At 70.1% G+C, this 16,223-nt stretch carries 14 protein-coding genes; 7 read left to right on the forward strand and 7 right to left on the reverse strand.

Annotated elements, in window-relative coordinates:
* Positions 1 to 569, forward strand: a 569-nt coding sequence (locus P4R38_RS19540) for an AAA family ATPase (protein WP_277193654.1), incomplete at its 5' end; no start/stop codon positions are given.
* A 147-nt stretch (positions 570 to 716) separates the two neighbouring features.
* On the opposite strand, the gene P4R38_RS19545 is transcribed toward P4R38_RS19540, so the two are convergent.
* The 3 genes from P4R38_RS19545 to mfd are packed head-to-tail and all read right to left on the reverse strand — an operon-like array spanning position 717 to position 5,855.
* Complete coding sequence (locus P4R38_RS19545; protein ID WP_277193655.1) at positions 717 to 1,643, reverse strand: MazG family protein; 927 nt, start codon at positions 1,641 to 1,643, stop codon at positions 717 to 719.
* Positions 1,644 to 1,650: 7 nt separating this feature from the next.
* Positions 1,651 to 2,172 (reverse strand): hypothetical protein, encoded by a 522-nt coding sequence (locus P4R38_RS19550; protein ID WP_275236773.1) that lies wholly within the window; start codon positions 2,170 to 2,172, stop codon positions 1,651 to 1,653.
* A gap of 56 nt (positions 2,173 to 2,228) precedes the next feature.
* Positions 2,229 to 5,855: a transcription-repair coupling factor gene (gene mfd / locus P4R38_RS19555; protein ID WP_277193658.1), complete on the reverse strand. Its 3,627-nt coding sequence runs from the start codon at positions 5,853 to 5,855 to the stop codon at positions 2,229 to 2,231.
* A 206-nt stretch (positions 5,856 to 6,061) separates the two neighbouring features.
* Here mfd and P4R38_RS19560 point away from each other — a divergent pair, with 206 nt between their 5' ends.
* Positions 6,062 to 6,499: an adenylyltransferase/cytidyltransferase family protein gene (locus P4R38_RS19560; protein ID WP_277193659.1), complete on the forward strand. Its 438-nt coding sequence runs from the start codon at positions 6,062 to 6,064 to the stop codon at positions 6,497 to 6,499.
* Here the strand turns inward: P4R38_RS19560 and P4R38_RS19565 are convergent.
* Positions 6,467 to 7,687 (reverse strand): DUF1972 domain-containing protein, encoded by a 1,221-nt coding sequence (locus P4R38_RS19565; protein ID WP_277193660.1) that lies wholly within the window; start codon positions 7,685 to 7,687, stop codon positions 6,467 to 6,469. The two genes, P4R38_RS19560 and P4R38_RS19565, sit on opposite strands and share 33 nt — an antisense overlap.
* A 119-nt stretch (positions 7,688 to 7,806) precedes the next feature.
* Between P4R38_RS19565 and P4R38_RS19570 the strand changes: the two genes are divergently transcribed.
* Positions 7,807 to 8,595 (forward strand): CDP-alcohol phosphatidyltransferase family protein, encoded by a 789-nt coding sequence (locus P4R38_RS19570; RefSeq protein ID WP_277193661.1) that lies wholly within the window; start codon positions 7,807 to 7,809, stop codon positions 8,593 to 8,595.
* Positions 8,596 to 8,729: 134 nt separating this feature from the next.
* Complete coding sequence (locus tag P4R38_RS19575) at positions 8,730 to 9,809, forward strand: glycosyltransferase (RefSeq protein WP_277193662.1); 1,080 nt, start codon at positions 8,730 to 8,732, stop codon at positions 9,807 to 9,809.
* Between the two features lie 187 nt (positions 9,810 to 9,996).
* On the opposite strand, the gene P4R38_RS19580 is transcribed toward P4R38_RS19575, so the two are convergent.
* Positions 9,997 to 10,872 carry a hypothetical protein gene (locus tag P4R38_RS19580; protein ID WP_277193663.1) on the reverse strand — a complete coding sequence of 292 codons (876 nt, stop codon included), beginning with the start codon at positions 10,870 to 10,872 and terminating at the stop codon, positions 9,997 to 9,999.
* A gap of 459 nt (positions 10,873 to 11,331) precedes the next feature.
* Entirely contained in the window at positions 11,332 to 11,535 is a 204-nt protein-coding gene (locus P4R38_RS19585) for a hypothetical protein (protein ID WP_277193664.1), read from the reverse strand.
* Positions 11,536 to 11,921: 386 nt separating this feature from the next.
* Here P4R38_RS19585 and P4R38_RS19590 point away from each other — a divergent pair, with 386 nt between their 5' ends.
* From P4R38_RS19590 to P4R38_RS19600, 3 genes are all read left to right on the forward strand, one after another.
* On the forward strand, positions 11,922 to 13,115 hold the full coding sequence (locus P4R38_RS19590) for a hypothetical protein (protein WP_277193666.1): 1,194 nt from the start codon (positions 11,922 to 11,924) through the stop codon (positions 13,113 to 13,115).
* The gene (locus P4R38_RS19595; protein WP_277193667.1) at positions 13,108 to 14,139 is read left to right on the forward strand and encodes a site-specific integrase; all 1,032 of its coding nucleotides are present in this window, start codon (positions 13,108 to 13,110) and stop codon (positions 14,137 to 14,139) included. Before P4R38_RS19590 ends, P4R38_RS19595 begins: the two co-directional genes overlap by 8 nt.
* 527 nt (positions 14,140 to 14,666) lie before the next feature.
* Positions 14,667 to 15,437: a hypothetical protein gene (locus tag P4R38_RS19600; protein WP_277193668.1), complete on the forward strand. Its 771-nt coding sequence runs from the start codon at positions 14,667 to 14,669 to the stop codon at positions 15,435 to 15,437.
* 327 nt (positions 15,438 to 15,764) lie between these two features.
* Here the strand turns inward: P4R38_RS19600 and P4R38_RS19605 are convergent, their stop codons facing one another.
* Entirely contained in the window at positions 15,765 to 15,911 is a 147-nt protein-coding gene (locus P4R38_RS19605; RefSeq protein WP_277193669.1) for a hypothetical protein, read from the reverse strand.
* Between the last annotated feature and the right edge of the window lie 312 nt (positions 15,912 to 16,223).

A 16,223-nucleotide genomic window follows, 5' to 3' on the forward strand; every position in this document is an offset into this window, starting at 1 on the left:
GGCGGGGCGACCGGGACGGGCGGGGCGACCGGGACGGGCGGGGCGACCGGGACGGGCGGGGCGCGGCGTACGGTGCGACCGTGCGACGCGTGCTGATCACCGGACTGTCCGGCGTGGGCAAGTCCAGCGTGCTCGAGCGGCTGGCCGCGCTCGGCCACCGCACGGTCGACACCGACCTCGGTCCGTGGCTGCACGAGGTGCCGGTCGAGGACGCCGGAGGGACGACGCATGAGCCGATGCTGGTGCCCGAGCTGATGGACGAGCTGCTGCGCACCGCCGACGGCGAGTTGCTCGCTGTCGCCGCCACGGCGCGCAACCAGGGTGACTTCTACGACCGGTTCGACGCGGTCGTCCTGCTCAGCGCGCCGGTCGAGGTGATGGCCGAGCGGCTCGAACACCGCAGCACCAACGACTACGGCAAGGACGCGACCGAACGAGCCGAGGCGCTGGCGTACAAGGAGACGGTCGAGCCGTTGCTGCGACGCGGCGCGACCCTGGAGATCGACACCCGGACGCCGCTGGACGAGGTGGTCGCATCAATCCTGGGGCACGTCGGGCTGGATCCGTAGGCAGCGCACCGGGTCTCGGTACGGGCCTGACTTCGTCCGCCCTCCTCGACCAGCGGTGGGCGGGACGCGCCGCTCGGCCGGCAGAAGGTGGTGAGTGGCACAGGTATGCGTGTGCTGCCGGCCAGGTTTTGCCGAGGGGGTGAGGGGCTAGTCGGGTGGGGGCGCGAGGAGGAGGCGCAGGTCGGTCCAGTCCTCACCGGCCCGGGTGTCGAGCCGGCTCGCGAGCTCGAGCAGGCGCGCATCGAGCGCCGGGTCCCCGCCTCGCCGCGCGAGCCGGGCCCGCACCTTGTCGACGACGAGCGGGAGCGGCAGCGAGGCCGGGATGCCGGCCAGCAGGTCGTCGTGGGCGCGGTCGGGCTTCTCCGCAGCCTTGATCCGCTCCCAGGACGCCTCGACCTCGGCCGGCGTCGACGCGTCACCGTCCCCGAACACGTGCGGGTGGCGGCGCACCAGCTTGGCGACGAGCCCGGCGGCGACGTCGTCGATGTCGAACGGCTCCTGCTCGTGCTCCTGTGCCACCCGTGCATGGAAGAGGACCTGCAGCAGCACGTCGCCGAGCTCCTCCTCCAGGTGCGAGAGGTCCTCGGTCTCGATCGCCTCGACCGTCTCGTGGGCCTCCTCCAGCAGGTACGGCGCGAGGCTGGCGTGCGTCTGCTCCGCATCCCAGGGACAGCCGCCCGGGGACCGGAGCGCGTCCATGACGGCGACGGCGTCCAGCAGCCGCGCACCGGGGACGTCCCAGGACCCGACGAGAACCTCCACCTCCGGCGGCTCCTCCAGCCGGGACAGCTCGGCCGCGAGCGCGTCGGTGAGGCCGGGGTCGCCGTCGGGGGAACCCACCCAGACGACGTCGCCCGCGCCGGTCCGCTCGACCAGCCGTCGGGCCAGTAGGAGACCTTGCTCGTCGGTCGTGACGACCTCGACGCCCGATGTGGTCACGGCGTGGGTCGTGGGGTCCTCGGTGTCCGCGGCCAGGACCTGCGTCGCGGACCCGAGGACCTGCCAGGCGTCACGGGTCAGCAACCCCGCGGCCACCCGCGGGCTGGTCACCAGGATCGTCAGGCGATGGGTCACGCGGTCGTCAGGAGTCGCTGGACTGCTTGAGCCAGTTGTTCAGCTTCCCCGCCTCGACGGGGCCGCCCTTGCTCCAGCGGCCGTAGCGAGGGTTCAGCTTGATGTCGGCACTGCGGACGAGCGTGGCCAGCGCGGTCTGCGAGCGCGGGTTGTCCCGCAGCGTGCCGAAGGTGAGGTTGGACTGCACGGCGTCGATGCCGGCGTTGCTCGGGTCGGCGACCGGCTGCAGAGCCTTCTCCGCCTGGTCCCGCGAGACGCCGAGGTCGTACCGCGCGGCCAGCTCGTTCAGCTTGGGCCGCAGGGCGAGGAAGATCGCCGCGCTCTGGCCGTCGAAACCGGTCTGCGGGGCGACCCGGGAGACGTCCTTGACCGCGTCCTGGACCTGGGCGGTCGTGACGGTGGTGTCGCCGTACGTCGCGGCGGTGCGGCCGTCGGACATCAGGCCGCCGCAGCCGGAGACCGCCAGCGTCGCCCCGGCGAGCAGTGCCAGGCCGGCCGTACGCCGCGAACGGCGGGTGGTGCGCAACACGTGAGGTCCTCTCCCTTGGTCTGCCGGGGACATGATGCCACTCACACTCCGGCCGCTCACGACGAGGCGGCCGCAGCGGCCGGGACGTCGTCCAGCAGCACCGCTCGGATGAGCTGGGCGGCCCACTGCAGCACGTCGGTGTCCCGCAGCGGATGACCCGCGACGGGCGCCGTCGTCGGCACCGGGACCAGGATCTGGTGCAGCGCGTCCTTGACGAGCGTGCCCTTGTAGATCCGCTGCAGGCGCAGCGCCTGGCTCTCGCGCAGGTCGACCGGACCGAACCGGACGAACTTGCCCTGCACGGCGATGTCGGACACGCCGCCCTGCCGCGCGACGGTGCGCAGCCGGGCGACCTCGATCAGGTGCTGCACCGGCTCCGGCGGCTGGCCGTACCGGTCGTTCAGCTCGTCGACGATCTCCTGCAGACCTGCCTCGTCCTGGACGGTGGCGAGCTTCTTGTACGCCTCCAGCCGCAGCCGCTCCCCCGGCACGTAGTCGTGCGGCAGGTGCGCGTCGACGGGCAGCTCGATCTTGACCTCCGCAGGCGCCTTGTCGCCGCCCTCACCACGGAAGTCCGCGACGGCCTCGCCGACCATCCGGACGTACAGGTCGAAGCCGACGCCGGCGATGTGGCCGGACTGCTCGCCGCCGAGCAGGTTGCCGGCGCCGCGGATCTCCAGGTCCTTCATCGCGACCTGCATGCCGGCGCCGAGGTCGGTGTGGCTGGCGATGGTCTCCAGCCGGTCGTGCGCGGTCTCGGTGAGCGGCTTGTCCGGCGGGAAGAGGAAGTAGGCGTACGCCCGGTCGCGGCCACGGCCGACCCGACCGCGCAGCTGGTGCAGCTGGGAGAGCCCGAGGACGTCGGAACGCTCGACGATCAGGGTGTTGGCGTTGGAGATGTCCAGGCCGGTCTCGACGATCGTCGTGCAGACCAGGACGTCCGAGCGCCGCTCCCAGAAGTCGACGACGACCTCCTCCAGCCGGTGCTCGCTCATCTTGCCGTGCGCCGTGGCGATCCGGGCCTCGGGCACGAGCTCGCGCAGCCGGGCCGCGGTCTTCTCGATGGACTGCACCTTGTTGTGGACGAAGAAGACCTGACCCTCGCGCATCAGCTCGCGTCGGATCGCGGCGGTGATCTGCTTCTCGTCGTACCCGCCGACGAAGGTCAGGACCGGGTGCCGCTCCTCCGGAGGCGTCGCCAGCGTGGACATCTCCCGGATGCCGGTGACGGCCATCTCCAGGGTCCGCGGGATCGGCGTCGCCGACATGGCCAGGACGTCGACCGCCGTCCGCAGCTGCTTGAGCTGCTCCTTGTGCTCGACGCCGAAGCGCTGCTCCTCGTCGACCACGACCAGACCGAGGTCCTTGAACCGGATCTCCTTGGACAGCAGGCGGTGGGTGCCGATGACCAGGTCGACGCTGCCCTCGGCCAGGCCGTCGATGACCTCGCGGGCCTGGCTGTCGCTCTGGAACCGGGACAGCGACTTCACCACGACCGGGAACCCGGCGTACCGCTCGGAGAACGTCTGCTGGTGCTGCTTGACCAGCAGCGTCGTCGGGACGAGCACGGCGACCTGCTTGCCGTCCTGGACCGCCTTGAACGCCGCGCGGACCGCGATCTCGGTCTTGCCGTACCCGACGTCACCGCAGATCAGCCGGTCCATCGGGACGGTCTTCTCCATGTCGGCCTTGACCTCGTCGATGGACGAGAGCTGGTCGGGGGTCTCGATGTAGGCGAAGGCGTCCTCGAGCTCGCGCTGCCACGGGGTGTCCGGCGGGAACGCGTGACCCGGCGTGGCCATCCGCGCGGAGTACAGCTGGATGAGCTCGCCGGCGATCTGGCGGACGTGACGACGGGCGCGCGACTTGGTGGTCTGCCAGTCCGAGCCGCCCATCTTGTTGAGGTTGGGCATCTCGCCGCCGACGTACCGGGTGACCTGGTCGAGCTGGTCGGTGGGCACGAAGAGCCGGTCGCCGGGCTGGCCGCGCTTGGACGGGGCGTACTCGAGCACGAGGTACTCGCGGGTCGCACCGCCGACGGTGCGCTGCATCATCTCCACGAACTTGCCGACACCGTGCTGCTCGTGGACGACGAAGTCACCCGGACGCAGCTGCAGCGGGTCGACGACCTTGCGCCGCCGCGACGGCATCTTGCGCATGTCCTTGGTGCTGCCGCCGGCGGACGCGGCGGCACCTGTCAGGTCGGACTCGGTGAGCACGACGAGGTCGCTGGACGGCAGCGCGAACCCGTGACCGAGCGAGCCGGTGGTGATCTCGACCGCGCCGGGCGCGAGGGCGTCCAGGGAGTGTGCGGACACGTCGTTGTCGTGCAGCACCTCGGTCACGCGCTGCGCCAGACCCGGGCCCTCGGTGACGACGAGGACGCGCCGGCCCGCGTGTACCCAGTCGCGCAGGTCGCCGACGGCGGCCTCGGTGTTGGAGCGGTACGCGGGGACCTCCTCGGTCGCGACCGTCACCCGTTCGCCGGGCAGCTCGTCCTCGACGAACTCGGCGAGGTCCTCGTCGCTGGCGAACGAGGACAATGACCACCACGGGTGGCCGCGCTCGATCGCGTGCTCCCGGGTGTCGGACAGGGTCCAGTACGACGCCGCACCGAGCACGCTCTGCAGGTCGATCGGGACGACGTTGCCGGCCGCTGCGTTGGCCCAGGACGCCTCGAGGAACTCGGCGCTGGTCGCGACGAGGTCGTGCGCCCGGGTGCGGACGCGCTCGGGGTCGCTCAGGACGATGTGGGTGCGCTCGGGCAGCACGTCGACGAGGGTCTCCATGCCCTCGTCGAGCAGCGCCGGGCCGAGCGACTCCATGCCCTCGACGGCGATGCCCTCGGCCACCTTGTGCAGCAGGTCGGCGACGCCGGGCAGCTGCTCCGCGAGCTCGGCGGCCCGCAGCCGGACCTGGTCGGTCAGCAGCAGCTCACGGCACGGCGGTGCCCACAGACCGTGCTCGGCGACACCCCGGTCCTCGCCGGCGCCCGCACGGTCGCCGACCCCGATCGAGCGCTGGTCGGCGACCTTGAACCACCGGATCTCCTCGACGGTGTCGCCCCACAGCTCGACCCGCAGCGGGTGCTCCTCGGTCGGCGGGAAGACGTCGAGGATGCCACCCCGGACGGCGAACTCGCCGCGCCGCTCCACCATGTCGGTCCGGGTGTACGCGGCGGCCGCGAGCGCCTCGACGATGTCCTCCAGCGGACGCTCGTCGCCCACCTTCAGCGCCACCGGCTCCAGGTCGCCCAGACCCTTGGCGATCGGCTGCAGGAGCGCGCGCACCGAGGCGATGACGACCTTGAGCTCACCGTGCGTGGCGTCGTGGGCGTCCGGGTGGGCGAGGCGACGCAGCACCGCGAGCCGCCGTCCGACGGTGTCGCTGCGTGGACTCAGCCGCTCGTGGGGCAACGTCTCCCAGCTCGGGAACTCGGCGATGGACTCCGGCGGCAGGAAGCAGCGCAGCGCGGCCGCGAGGTCCTGCGACTCCCGGCCGGTGGCAGTCACCGCGAGCACCGGCACCGGCCGCTCGGCACGGTCGACGACAGCGGCGATGAGCGGCCCACGGGCACCGGGCGCCGCGGCCACGTCGACGACCGAGGCCGTACCGACGAGGTCGAGGACGCGGCGGACCGCGGGGTCGGCCACCAGGACGTCGAGCAGGGGCGTGAGGGTCACGGCGAGATCTCCTTGGACAGCACAACGACCCCGCACCGATGAATCGGAGGGGGTGTCTCCATGGTGCCAGAGCGCTCCGACATCCGTACCGGGCCGAGCCTGCGGCGCCCTCGGGCGGTCTGCGCGATACCGCCTGCCGGGGCGAGCGCTTGCCCTAGCATGGCGGCCGGCCGGTGCGGTCGTTCAGGGGACAGGGGTGGATCAGGATGACGCGGCACGGCTCGGTCGGACGGGTGGGTTACGCCCCCGGGGTCTACGACCTCTTCCACGTCGGCCACCTCAACATCCTGCGTCGCGCGCGGGAGCGGTGCGACCACCTGATCGCCGGCGTCGTCTCGGACGAGAAGGCGCTCCTGGCCAAGGGTCGCGCGCCGGTGGTGCCGCTCGGTGAGCGCCTGGAGATCGTGGAGCACATCCGCTTCGTCGACGAGGCCGTGGTCGAGTCCGCCGCGACGAAGCTGGAGATGTGGCAGCTGCACCCGTTCGACGTGATCTTCAAGGGCGACGACTGGCGTGGCACGCCGAAGGGTGAGCGGCTGGAGCGCGACTTCGCGGGTGTCGGCGTGGAGGTCTGCTACCTGCCGTACACGATCCACACCTCGAGCACGCTGCTACGCGCCACGCTGGACGGCTTCGCCTCCTGAGGCGACCAGGTCCTCCGCGGGCCGCTCGTCCCGCAGCCGCCGGGACCCGCCCGACCGCCGGCCGCTGCGGCGCCGCCGCTCGGAGAGGCCCTCGGCCAGCTCGCTGCACAGCTTCTCGTAGCGCGCCGCCACGTCGTCCCAGGTGTACCGGTCGGCCGCCCGGCGACGCGCGTCCTCGCCGAGGCGCCGCATCTCCTCCGGACGACGCTCGGAGGCCTCCAGCAGCACCGCGAGGTCCGCGGCACCGCCGAAGAACCGCCCGGTCCTCCCGAGCACCTCGCGGTTGAACATCACGTCGTACGCGACGGTGTACGCCGCGGCGCCCATCGCGCGCAGCAAGGAGGGGTTGGTGCCGCCGACGGAGTGGCCGTGCACGTAGGTGGCGGCGTTCGCGTACAGCTGGTCGAGCAGGTCCTGGTCCCAGACGCCGCCGAGCAGCCGGACGCGCGGGTCGGACGCCGCGAGCCGCTCGAGGCGCTCGACGTGCGCGCTGCGGTACGGCGCCGAGCCGACGACGACGAGCGGAAGTCGCGCGGCGCTCGCGAGGTAGCCCTCCAGGGCGACGTCGACGTGGTTCTCCGGCTCGAACCGGGCGACGACCAGGTGGTACCCGTGCGACGTGAGGCCGAGCCCCTCGACGCCGGATGCGCCGCTGTGGTCGAGAATCGGTGCGCCGTAGGCGATCTGGTGCGTCATCGCGCCGAACTCGTCGACGTAGTAGTCCGCGATGCCGGCCGCGTCGGCGATCAGCGCGTCCGACCAGCGCACCGACAGCGACTCGGCCATCCGGTAGTACCGCTGCCCGGTCGGCCCCCACTTGCCCCGGCGCCACTCCAGCCCATCGACGTGCGTGGCCGCCGGCGTACGCCCGATCCGCAGCAGCGGCAGGAAGATCGAGTTGGCGGCGTTGAAGACGACGGCCACGTCCGCGCGTGCCCTGACCACCTGGTGGACGACCGACAACGCGGTGTGGCTCAACGTCTCCAGGCTGCGCTGCCGCACCGCCGGCAGGTGGACGAGCTCCATCCCCAGGTAGGTGCGCGGACGCTCGCCGGTGCCGTCGTCGCGGCAGTACACGGTGACCCGATGACCCCGTGCCACCAAGCGGCGACCGACCTCCTCGACCGCCGTCTCGAACCCGCCGTAATGGGCTGGCACACCTCGCGTCCCGATGAGTGCGATGTGCACAGCCGTCCCCTTCGGTGATCTGTCGATTGGCGGCGTCCGGCCGCGCACTGCTCTCCCAGCAGGCCACAATAGGTGAACCGGCGTCATCCGGGACGTGAACTGATCGAAGGGGTATGTACATGGGGGGCACCGGGGTGCGGGCCGTGGGTCGGGAGGACTCCTGGCGCGACGTCGTCGACCATCTCGCCGGCGCGCAGAAGAGCAACCGGGGCGCGGCGGCGTACTCCCGATGGGTGAACCGACCGCTCGGACGACGTCTGGCCGCAACGGCTTTCAAGCTCGGTCGAACCCCTGACCAGGTCACCCTGGTGAGCGCAGCGGTGACGTTCACGGGGATCGTCCTGCTCGCGCTCCTTCCGCCGTCCCTCGCGACCGGCGTGGTCGTCGCCATGCTGCTCGTCCTCGGCTACGCCCTCGACGCCGCCGACGGACAGCTGGCCCGGCTGACCGGGACCGGCAGCATGTCGGGCGAGTGGCTCGACCATGTCGTCGACTGCCTCAAGATCTCGGCTCTGCACCTCGCGGTGCTGATCGGCTGGTACCGCGGGTTCGACCTCGGCGACGGGTGGCTGCTCGTCCCGATCGCGTTCTGCGCCGAGGCCGCGGTGTTCTTCTTCGCGATCATCCTGACCGAGCAGCTGCGCCGTCGCGCCGGGGCGATGCCGCCGGTCACCGCCGACCTGTCAAGGCCGTCGGTCCTCCGGTCGCTGCTGGTCATCCCCAACGACTACGGCGTGCTGTGCCTGACCTTCCTGCTCTGGGGCTGGCACGCCGGGTTCGTCGGGATCTACGCGGCGCTCGCCGTGGTCAACGTCGGTCTCCTGGCGATCGCCCTGGCCCGGTGGTACGCCGAGCTGCGCCGCATCGACGCCGCCCGCCTCGACGCCGCCCGCGCCGAGGCGATGTGACCGGGGGCGAGCCACCTCCCGCCCGGCGACGACGTGTCCTGATCAGTGCGTACCACTGCGCGCCGGGGCACGGTCCTGAGGCGGGTGCGGGATGGGCGTTCGCACGCGCTGCCGCCGTCGACCACGACGTCTGGGTGATCACCCGCCCGGTGTACGCGGCCTCGCTGGAAGCCGCGCTCGCCGACGACCCGGAGACGGCGGCGCACCTGACCGTGCGCTACCACGACCTGCCGGCCCGGGTGCTGCGGCACAAGAAGCGCGGCTTCGACCTGTACTGGTACTACTCCTGGTGGCAGCGCGAGCTGGCCTCCGTGGCCCGCGAGCTGCACGTGATGCACCGGTTCGACGTCGCCCACCACGTGACGTTCGCCAACGACTGGCTGCCCTGTGGGGTCGCGGCGCTGAAGGACGTACCGCTGGTCTGGGGTCCGGTCGGTGGTGCGACCGCTGCGCCATGGCGGCTGGCTCGCTGGCTGGGGCCGCGCGCGGTCGCGACGGAGGTGGTCCGGACGACGGCGAGCGAGGCCTTCCGGCGCGCGTTCACCGACCGGGTCGCCCGCCGAGCGTCGCTGGTCGTCGCGCAGAACGGCGACGTCGCACGCCGGTTCCGCCGGGCGCGACGAACGGTTGTCGAGCCGAACGCCGCGTTCGAGGGCACGGAGTACGCGGGCGGGGTCGCGGCCGAGCGCGAGCCGGGACTGGCGGTGTTCGTCGGGCGGCTGATCCCGTGGAAGGGCGCGCGGTTGGCGATCGCGACGCTCGCCGAGCCCGACCTGCACGACTGGCGGCTGGAGATCTACGGCACCGGCCCGCTGGAGCCCTCGCTGCGGGCGTACGCCGGATCGCTCGGGGTCGCGGATCGCGTGACTTTCCACGGCCACCGCCCGCGCGCTGAGGTGCTGGAGGCGTACCGGCGCGCCCAGGTGATGCTCTTCCCGTCGATGCACGACTCGGCCGGCTGGGCCGTGGGCGAGGCCAGCTCGGCCGGTTGCCCGGTGGTGTGCCTCGACATCGGGGGGCCGCCCGTACTGGCCGGACTGAACGGTCACGTCGTGACGCCGTCCGAGGACGTCGTCCCGGCGCTGGCCCGGGCGGTGCTGGACGCCGCCGCGAGCGGCGGTGAACCGCACCGCCGTTGGGCCTCCGACCGGCTGCCCGCTCTGGTCTCCGGGTGGTACGCCGACGCTCTAGCGAACCCCTGCCCTGGTCGGTAGCGCCACAGCCCACCCGACAGGTCGGTCCTCACCACGCCCGACCTCCCCCGAAGCCTCTCGACTCGACGACGATTCCGCTCTGGAGCCGTGGCAGCCCATCGATCGTTCATGCGCGAACTGTGCTGCCGACAGCGACCGACAGCCGACATCGATACCCGACACGGGTTGCCGAAGCGGATCCGATCGCTCAGTCGCGGTAGATCTTCGACCTGGGCGGCACGATGATGTCGACCGGTCCCCCCACGTCAGCAACAGTGAGCTTGGCCGTCGCGCCCGTGATCATCTCTTGCAGATAGTCCATCGGCGTCGTCGTGGACGACCCGGTCACCGAGTGCCCTCGACCGGACACGGTGAGGGATGCGATCGCCCCGGACGGCTTGAAGGTGAGCACGGCGGGGATCCGTCCCGCCAGCGTGTCACTAAGCCGGGCGTCCTTGCTCAGCGCGGTCTGCATGCCGAGCAGGTTCATTCCGCTGGCCGCATCGACCGTGCCCGTGATGCTCGCGCCCGTACCATCCGCCCCGCGATCAGCGGTGAACTCGGCTACCCCGAGCGGGACGGCCGTGGTGTTCGCGCGATCGGGAGCGGGAATGCCGGCGTTCACCATCGCCGAGCCGGTAAACCTCAGCCACTTGCCTCGTCGGGCGTCGGTCCAGGAAGGCATCGTCAGGTAGTACGCCTTCGACGTGACCACGACGTCGGTCTCGAGTTTCTTGCCCGCTTCCTTTCCCTCGCTGGGCGTCATGACCACTCGCACATGCTGTCGGTTGCGCGACACATCGACCCGCACGTCGCGGACGGTGCGGACCCTGAAGCCAGGAACCGCGAGGTCCGAGGTGACCGAGAAACGGACTGACTTCGCCGCGCGCATGGACGACACGGCCCTGGCCAGCCGCGAGCCGCGCGGAGCCGACGGCACACCACTGGTCGCGGACGTGCCCACGGCCGCCGGCGTGGCCACGGTGGTCGAGGACTTGGGCGCAGCAGCCCTCGGCGCATCCGTCTGGCATCCCGCCGTCAGCCAGACCAGCAGCCCAACCCCAACAACCCCCGTCAGTCTCACGGCCGGGACTGTACCGCTGCCGGAGGACTGCACGGTTCAGTACGTGCCATCGACCCTGTAGTCCCGGCACCCAGACTCGTCATTGCTGCCGAATCATGTTGCCGCACAGAAGTAATCGCAAATGCCGATAATTTAGTTATGTAGTGTCCCGTGGCGACCAGGCTGAGGCACGACAACGCCGGTCGCGTGCCTCAGCCGGTCCCAACTAAGCCGCCAGGGCGACGAACCCCCGCCGCTTCGCGTCCTGGAACCGATCGCGCAGCTCTCGCTCGACTCGGCCGGTCAGATCAGTCGGAAGCGTGCATCCGCCACCACCCCCGAATCCGTAGCCGTCCTCCTGAGCCTCCGCGCAGCGCAGCTCACGTGGAACCTCGCGTCGGATTCGCACGCACAAGTCGTGCTCGTGCCCGCGGACGCAGGTCCACTTCACGCGGACCCGGTGCCCGCCGTCCGGGCCGGTCACTTCTTCTTCGTCCCGTAGGGCGACTGGTTCGTCGGCTTGAGACTCACACCGATCTCTGAGGCGTGTGACTGTACGGCGTCCTCGGTGCGTCCCATCTTGAGTCCGATGACCCGGGTGGGCGTGTTACGACGGGCGAGATCGGTCAGCCGAGTGTTGTCGCCGGCCGACCAGGCCTTGCCGTGGTTACTGGGCTTTGCCATGTGGTTCGCCTTCCGCGCCGACAGACGCCCACCAACACTGCGCACCTTCATTGCTCCTCGTCCGCCCCGGATGGAGCGGGCCGAAACGCGGTGCGGTACGGTCCCCGGACAAGCGACCAACTTGTATCCGGCCCCGATCGTTGGCAACCCCGACCTTCGGGGCTTCGCTGTCGGCGCTTCCTCTGAGACCGGCCGCCTGGCATGAAACCACAGCGACGTAATTCCCAGAGCATTCACAGGATACCTGCAGGCACCGACAACCCCCTTGGCCTGTGGAGCGGGCCCGCTTGCCTGCTGGCGACGATGACGCGCTCGGCGAGTCATTGAGCCGCTATCGGGTGGGATAATGCACGGAATCCCGTGTGATAGTCGGTAGGGTCGGCCTCATGTTCAGCCCCGACCAGCCCGCCCGCGGCTACGCGCTGACCTGGCCCCGCGAGCTGTTCCGTGCCGAGCTGCAGGCTCTGCTGGCTCGCTCGGACGAGACAGAGCTGGGGAACCGACTCGAGCTGCTCTTCGAGGAGGCGTTCCACGGTCCGCACCCGCAGGAGGACGCTCGGTACGCGGCCGATCAAACTGCCCGGGATTTCCTAGCCTCGCCAACCTCCAACGAGGCCCGCAACCTCGCGACCTGCGTGCTAGAGCACCTTGACACTTTGCCGATGTACGCCCGAAAGCGGTATTTCCGTGAGCGGCAGGCGGGACCGGCGCCGGAGCTCCTCTTCTCGCCTTACCACCGGATCTCCAACGATCCGTTGGTGGTGGCACAGCTGGAATGGGGCGCGATGGTGGCAGGACTTGATGCGACGGGGTACCTGGACCGATTCGGCGGAGACCAGTGCGTCGACGGACAGGGTTACCAGGAGCACAACGCGACGCTGCAGCGACTGATCACCCGAGAGTCCTCGTTGGACATCGCGTGGCCGCCGATGCTCGTCGGTGGCGATCCGGCGACCGGCGTGCCGCAGGACGACTTCCTTACTCTCGTTGAGGTGGTCCATGACCTGGTCGCTCGACCCCAGCGTCGGTGGACTCACGACTACGAGGAGCACTACGACTACGCCGACTTCGACGAACACTCCGGGCAAGCCGTCTACAGGTGGAAGGTGAACGAGCTCCTTGCTCGTCACCTGCCGGCCTACCGGATAGCGGAGGAGGGTGAGGACGTTGGTCTAGTCGTGGCCGCGGTTGCCGACCCTCGGGCCGACCTGCTGAAGCAGGTACGCGAGGACGTCCCAGACGCGCCCGCCAACCTGGGGCCGATCGATCATGCGATCGCCTTGTTCCGAAGTCGTGACGTCACGATCGAGGACAAGCGCAGCGCCTGCAAGGACCTCGCCGACGTCCTGGAGCACCGGCGGTCGCTGCTGAGGGATGAGCTGCTGACGAAGGACGAGGGCCTGCTCTTCCAGCTCGCGAACGGCTACCGCATCAGGCACCACCGCGCCCAGAACGAGCGCGGCGACTACGCCGAGGAGTTCCTGGACTGGATCTTCTGGAACTTCCTGTCCGCGGTCGAGTTGTCCAACCGACTGCTGACCCGAGCACCCGCCACGCCCGAGGCGAGCAGCGATGGTTGACCACTCCCCCGGCCGCCCGGCGGAGACCGACGCCATCGCACTGCTGGATGACGTGCCGCTGTCTACCGCCGAGGCCGGCTACGTCGAGGCCGCCCGGGCCGCGAACACGCTGCGCGGGTACCGCTCCGACTGGGCAGAGTTCACCGCCTGGTGCACCCACTCCCCCACCGGCGACGGCGCACCGCTACCGGCCGCACCGGCCACCATCACCGGCTACCTCACCAACCTCGCGACCGCCGGCGCCAAGGTCGGCACCATGTCCCGCCGGCTGTCCGCGATCCGGTTCGCCCACCAGCTGCGCAACCTGCCCGACCCCACCGCCAACGCCCGCGTGATCGCCGTCTGGGAGGGCATCCGCCGCACCCACGGCGCACCCCCCGAGCAGGCCAAACCGCTCATGCCCCCGGACCTGTTCGACGTACTGGACGCATGCCCCACCACCAAGCACTGGAAGGATCCCGACCGACCCGACGAGCCGGACCTGAGCGGCGCCCGCGACCGGGCCCTGCTGCTGGTCGGATTCGTCGCCGCGCTACGCCGCAGCGAGCTGGCCGCCCTCACCACCGCCGACGTCACCGACCACCCCAACGGCCTGGTTCTCAGCTTGCCCCGGTCCAAGAGCAATAAGCACGGCGAGCACGCCGAGCTCGCCGTCCTGCCCCGCTCCGGCAACCCCGCCCGCTGCCCCGTCGTCGCCCTGCAGCACTGGACACAGCTGGCGGGCATCACCGACGGGCCACTGCTGCGCGGCGTCACCAAAGCCAACACTGCAACCACTCGGCCGCTGCACCCGGAGTCCATCAACACCCTGGTCCAGAAGGCCATCAACCGCGCGGGCCTGGATCCCACCGGCTACAGCGCCCACAGCCTGCGCGCCGGCTTCGTCACCTACGCCCACCTGCGCGGCGCCAACGACCGCGCCATCGCCCACCAGACACGCCACCGCTCCCTGGCCACCGTCGGCACCTACGTGCGCATCCACCACGCCTGGACCGACAACGCCGCCACCACCCTCGGGTTATGACACTCGGGGGCGCAGTGATGAATCACCACGCCCCCGAGTTGCGAGGCATTGCAGCCTCGCGCTTCAATGAGGGTGAGTCGTCGGATTCGCAGTCACAGCGACTCACCCTCCCCTAGTGGGGCTCAAGCGTGATGCTGAGCCGCCCGGCGCCCCAGCGCACCGACAGACGAAAGCCACGCACAGTGGATCGTCTCCTTTCTGACGCTCTCACGAGCCGAGGGCATGCCGTCGTCCAAGCGCCACCAGTTGGCGCCGGTCCCTCATGCTCACCATCGGTCATCAAGCGCCAAATCACCACTACCGAGACACCTACCGGTAGTGCGGCGTGACAGCCTCCCAGTCGGCGGGTTGACATCCTGCATTTCTGCGGGTTGACACCTACCTGATAAGCAGCCGCACCCCATCCGCCTGAGCGGTAATATACAAAGTAGAAGGGCCAAGTACCCCCGAGTACCCCGCGTACCCCTGTGCATTACTGGTTGGTCCGCTCACTTGGTCGACGACTTCGGCGCCGAGGAGCAGAGACCATGGTGGACAGGCCCAACCAGGAGGCCATCGAACGGCTGGAGAAGATCGCAAAGCAGTCCAAGCGGTCGACCGTCCAACTCCCCCAGGCCTTTGCGCGGGACGGCCAGAGCAAGGTCGCCGACCCGGTGCTGGCCATGCTGCTGCGCCGAAACGGGCTCCTGGTGAAGACGTACCTCACCGTTGCCATGGTCTCGACCAAGGACCCACACACCACCACGAAGCCGGCAACAGAGCTCGCGGCCGCCCTCGGGCTACCGCAACCCGAGACCGCAGGCGCGCGACGGGTCAACGCGGCCCTCAAGCAGCTCGAGAACCTTGACCTCGTCCGCCGAGAGCACCGCCGCGGCCGAGTACCCATCACCCACGTCCTCGACGCGCGCGGTAGCGGCAAGCCCTGGGGCGAGGTGAGCCTCGGAAACCCGTGGATCACCCTTCCGATCACGCTGTGGCAGCGGGGCTGGTTCGTCGCGCTGTCTCCGCGGGCTATCACATTGATCGTCGTACTCAAGGAGCTAACCCATGGCCGCCCTGGCCAGAAGGCGTGGGTCGACGGCATCCGGAAACGTCAGTACGGCCTCTCCGACGACACGTGGACGCGGGCCACTACGGAACTCGTAAGCGCAGGTTTGCTGGACATCGAGCGAGACACGTACCAGTCACAAGGTGAGCCTCGGCAGCGCAACGTCTACCGGCTGCGGCTCGACTTGCTGTCACTGCTGGACCCGGGCGACCCAGTCCCGGATACCGACAGCGAGGCACTGCCCTTCTAGCCCCGGGGCGGACCTGCGGGTGCCGCGTAGTCGCCCTGGTCCGGCCGACCGTCGACCAGCACCTTAAGCTTCCTGCGCGCGATCGTTCAGACCCGTGCGTACCCGCACGACGCCACGCCCCACTCTCGTACCCCGGCTCAAAATGACGGATAGTGAGCCACTCTCACTCCATGGCTTACTGAGCCAAGGGTATTGAGCCGGACTGACGGCCGCCTGGACGTGGTCGACGGCGTGGCTCGAAAACGATCGACATCGGGTCAGCAGTGCGCGGCCGGCCATCTTCCTGAGACAGCCCGTGATGGGCGTCACCATGTCGATGCTCACGCGCTACTCGAAGTCAGGCCAGGTGAGAAGCAAATATGCGAAGTAGGCGAAGTACGCGACCGCGGCCATCACGAGCAACGCGGCGACGCACATGGCCGCCTGCTGAGCCTTTGAGAAGCCGGACCACCAGCCGCGAACGTTGCCTGACATGAGCGCGATCGTGCCACGCGGATCGCCAAGCGGTGGCCCCGATGCCACCGTGGCCTCACCTTTCCGCAGCTCTGCCGAGCGAGTGTCTTGATGGACGGTCGGCTGCCGAGCTGCTCGCAATGTGAGGATCAGGCAGCTGAGCCGCGAACCCGCCGACTTTTGAGCCGGTCACTGAGCCGTCACCTGCGGGCGGCGTATCGCGGCCCGGAAACGATCGACACTGAGTCGCCGCGGCGGTGAAGGCCTTGGCGACCGTCGGACAGCCTCTGTTTGACGGGCTGGCGGTGAAACCGTGGTGCGTCGTCACATGTG

Origin of the sequence: Luteipulveratus flavus, assembly GCF_029439465.1 — a bacterium.
GTDB lineage: Bacteria > Actinomycetota > Actinomycetes > Actinomycetales > Dermatophilaceae > Luteipulveratus > Luteipulveratus flavus.

What these genes read in the sequence shown, in the direction of transcription:
- P4R38_RS19600 (WP_277193668.1), top strand. Translation starts at nt 14,667, where the DNA reads ATGGTGGACAGGCCCAACCAGGAGGCCATCGAACGGCTGGAGAAGATC.
- P4R38_RS19585 (WP_277193664.1), bottom strand. Translation starts at nt 11,535, where the DNA reads ATGGCAAAGCCCAGTAACCACGGCAAGGCCTGGTCGGCCGGCGACAAC.
- P4R38_RS19605 (WP_277193669.1), bottom strand. Translation starts at nt 15,911, where the DNA reads ATGTCAGGCAACGTTCGCGGCTGGTGGTCCGGCTTCTCAAAGGCTCAG.
- P4R38_RS19570 (WP_277193661.1), top strand. Translation starts at nt 7,807, where the DNA reads ATGGGGGGCACCGGGGTGCGGGCCGTGGGTCGGGAGGACTCCTGGCGC.
- P4R38_RS19590 (WP_277193666.1), top strand. Translation starts at nt 11,922, where the DNA reads ATGTTCAGCCCCGACCAGCCCGCCCGCGGCTACGCGCTGACCTGGCCC.
- P4R38_RS19595 (WP_277193667.1), top strand. Translation starts at nt 13,108, where the DNA reads ATGGTTGACCACTCCCCCGGCCGCCCGGCGGAGACCGACGCCATCGCA.
- P4R38_RS19560 (WP_277193659.1), top strand. Translation starts at nt 6,062, where the DNA reads ATGACGCGGCACGGCTCGGTCGGACGGGTGGGTTACGCCCCCGGGGTC.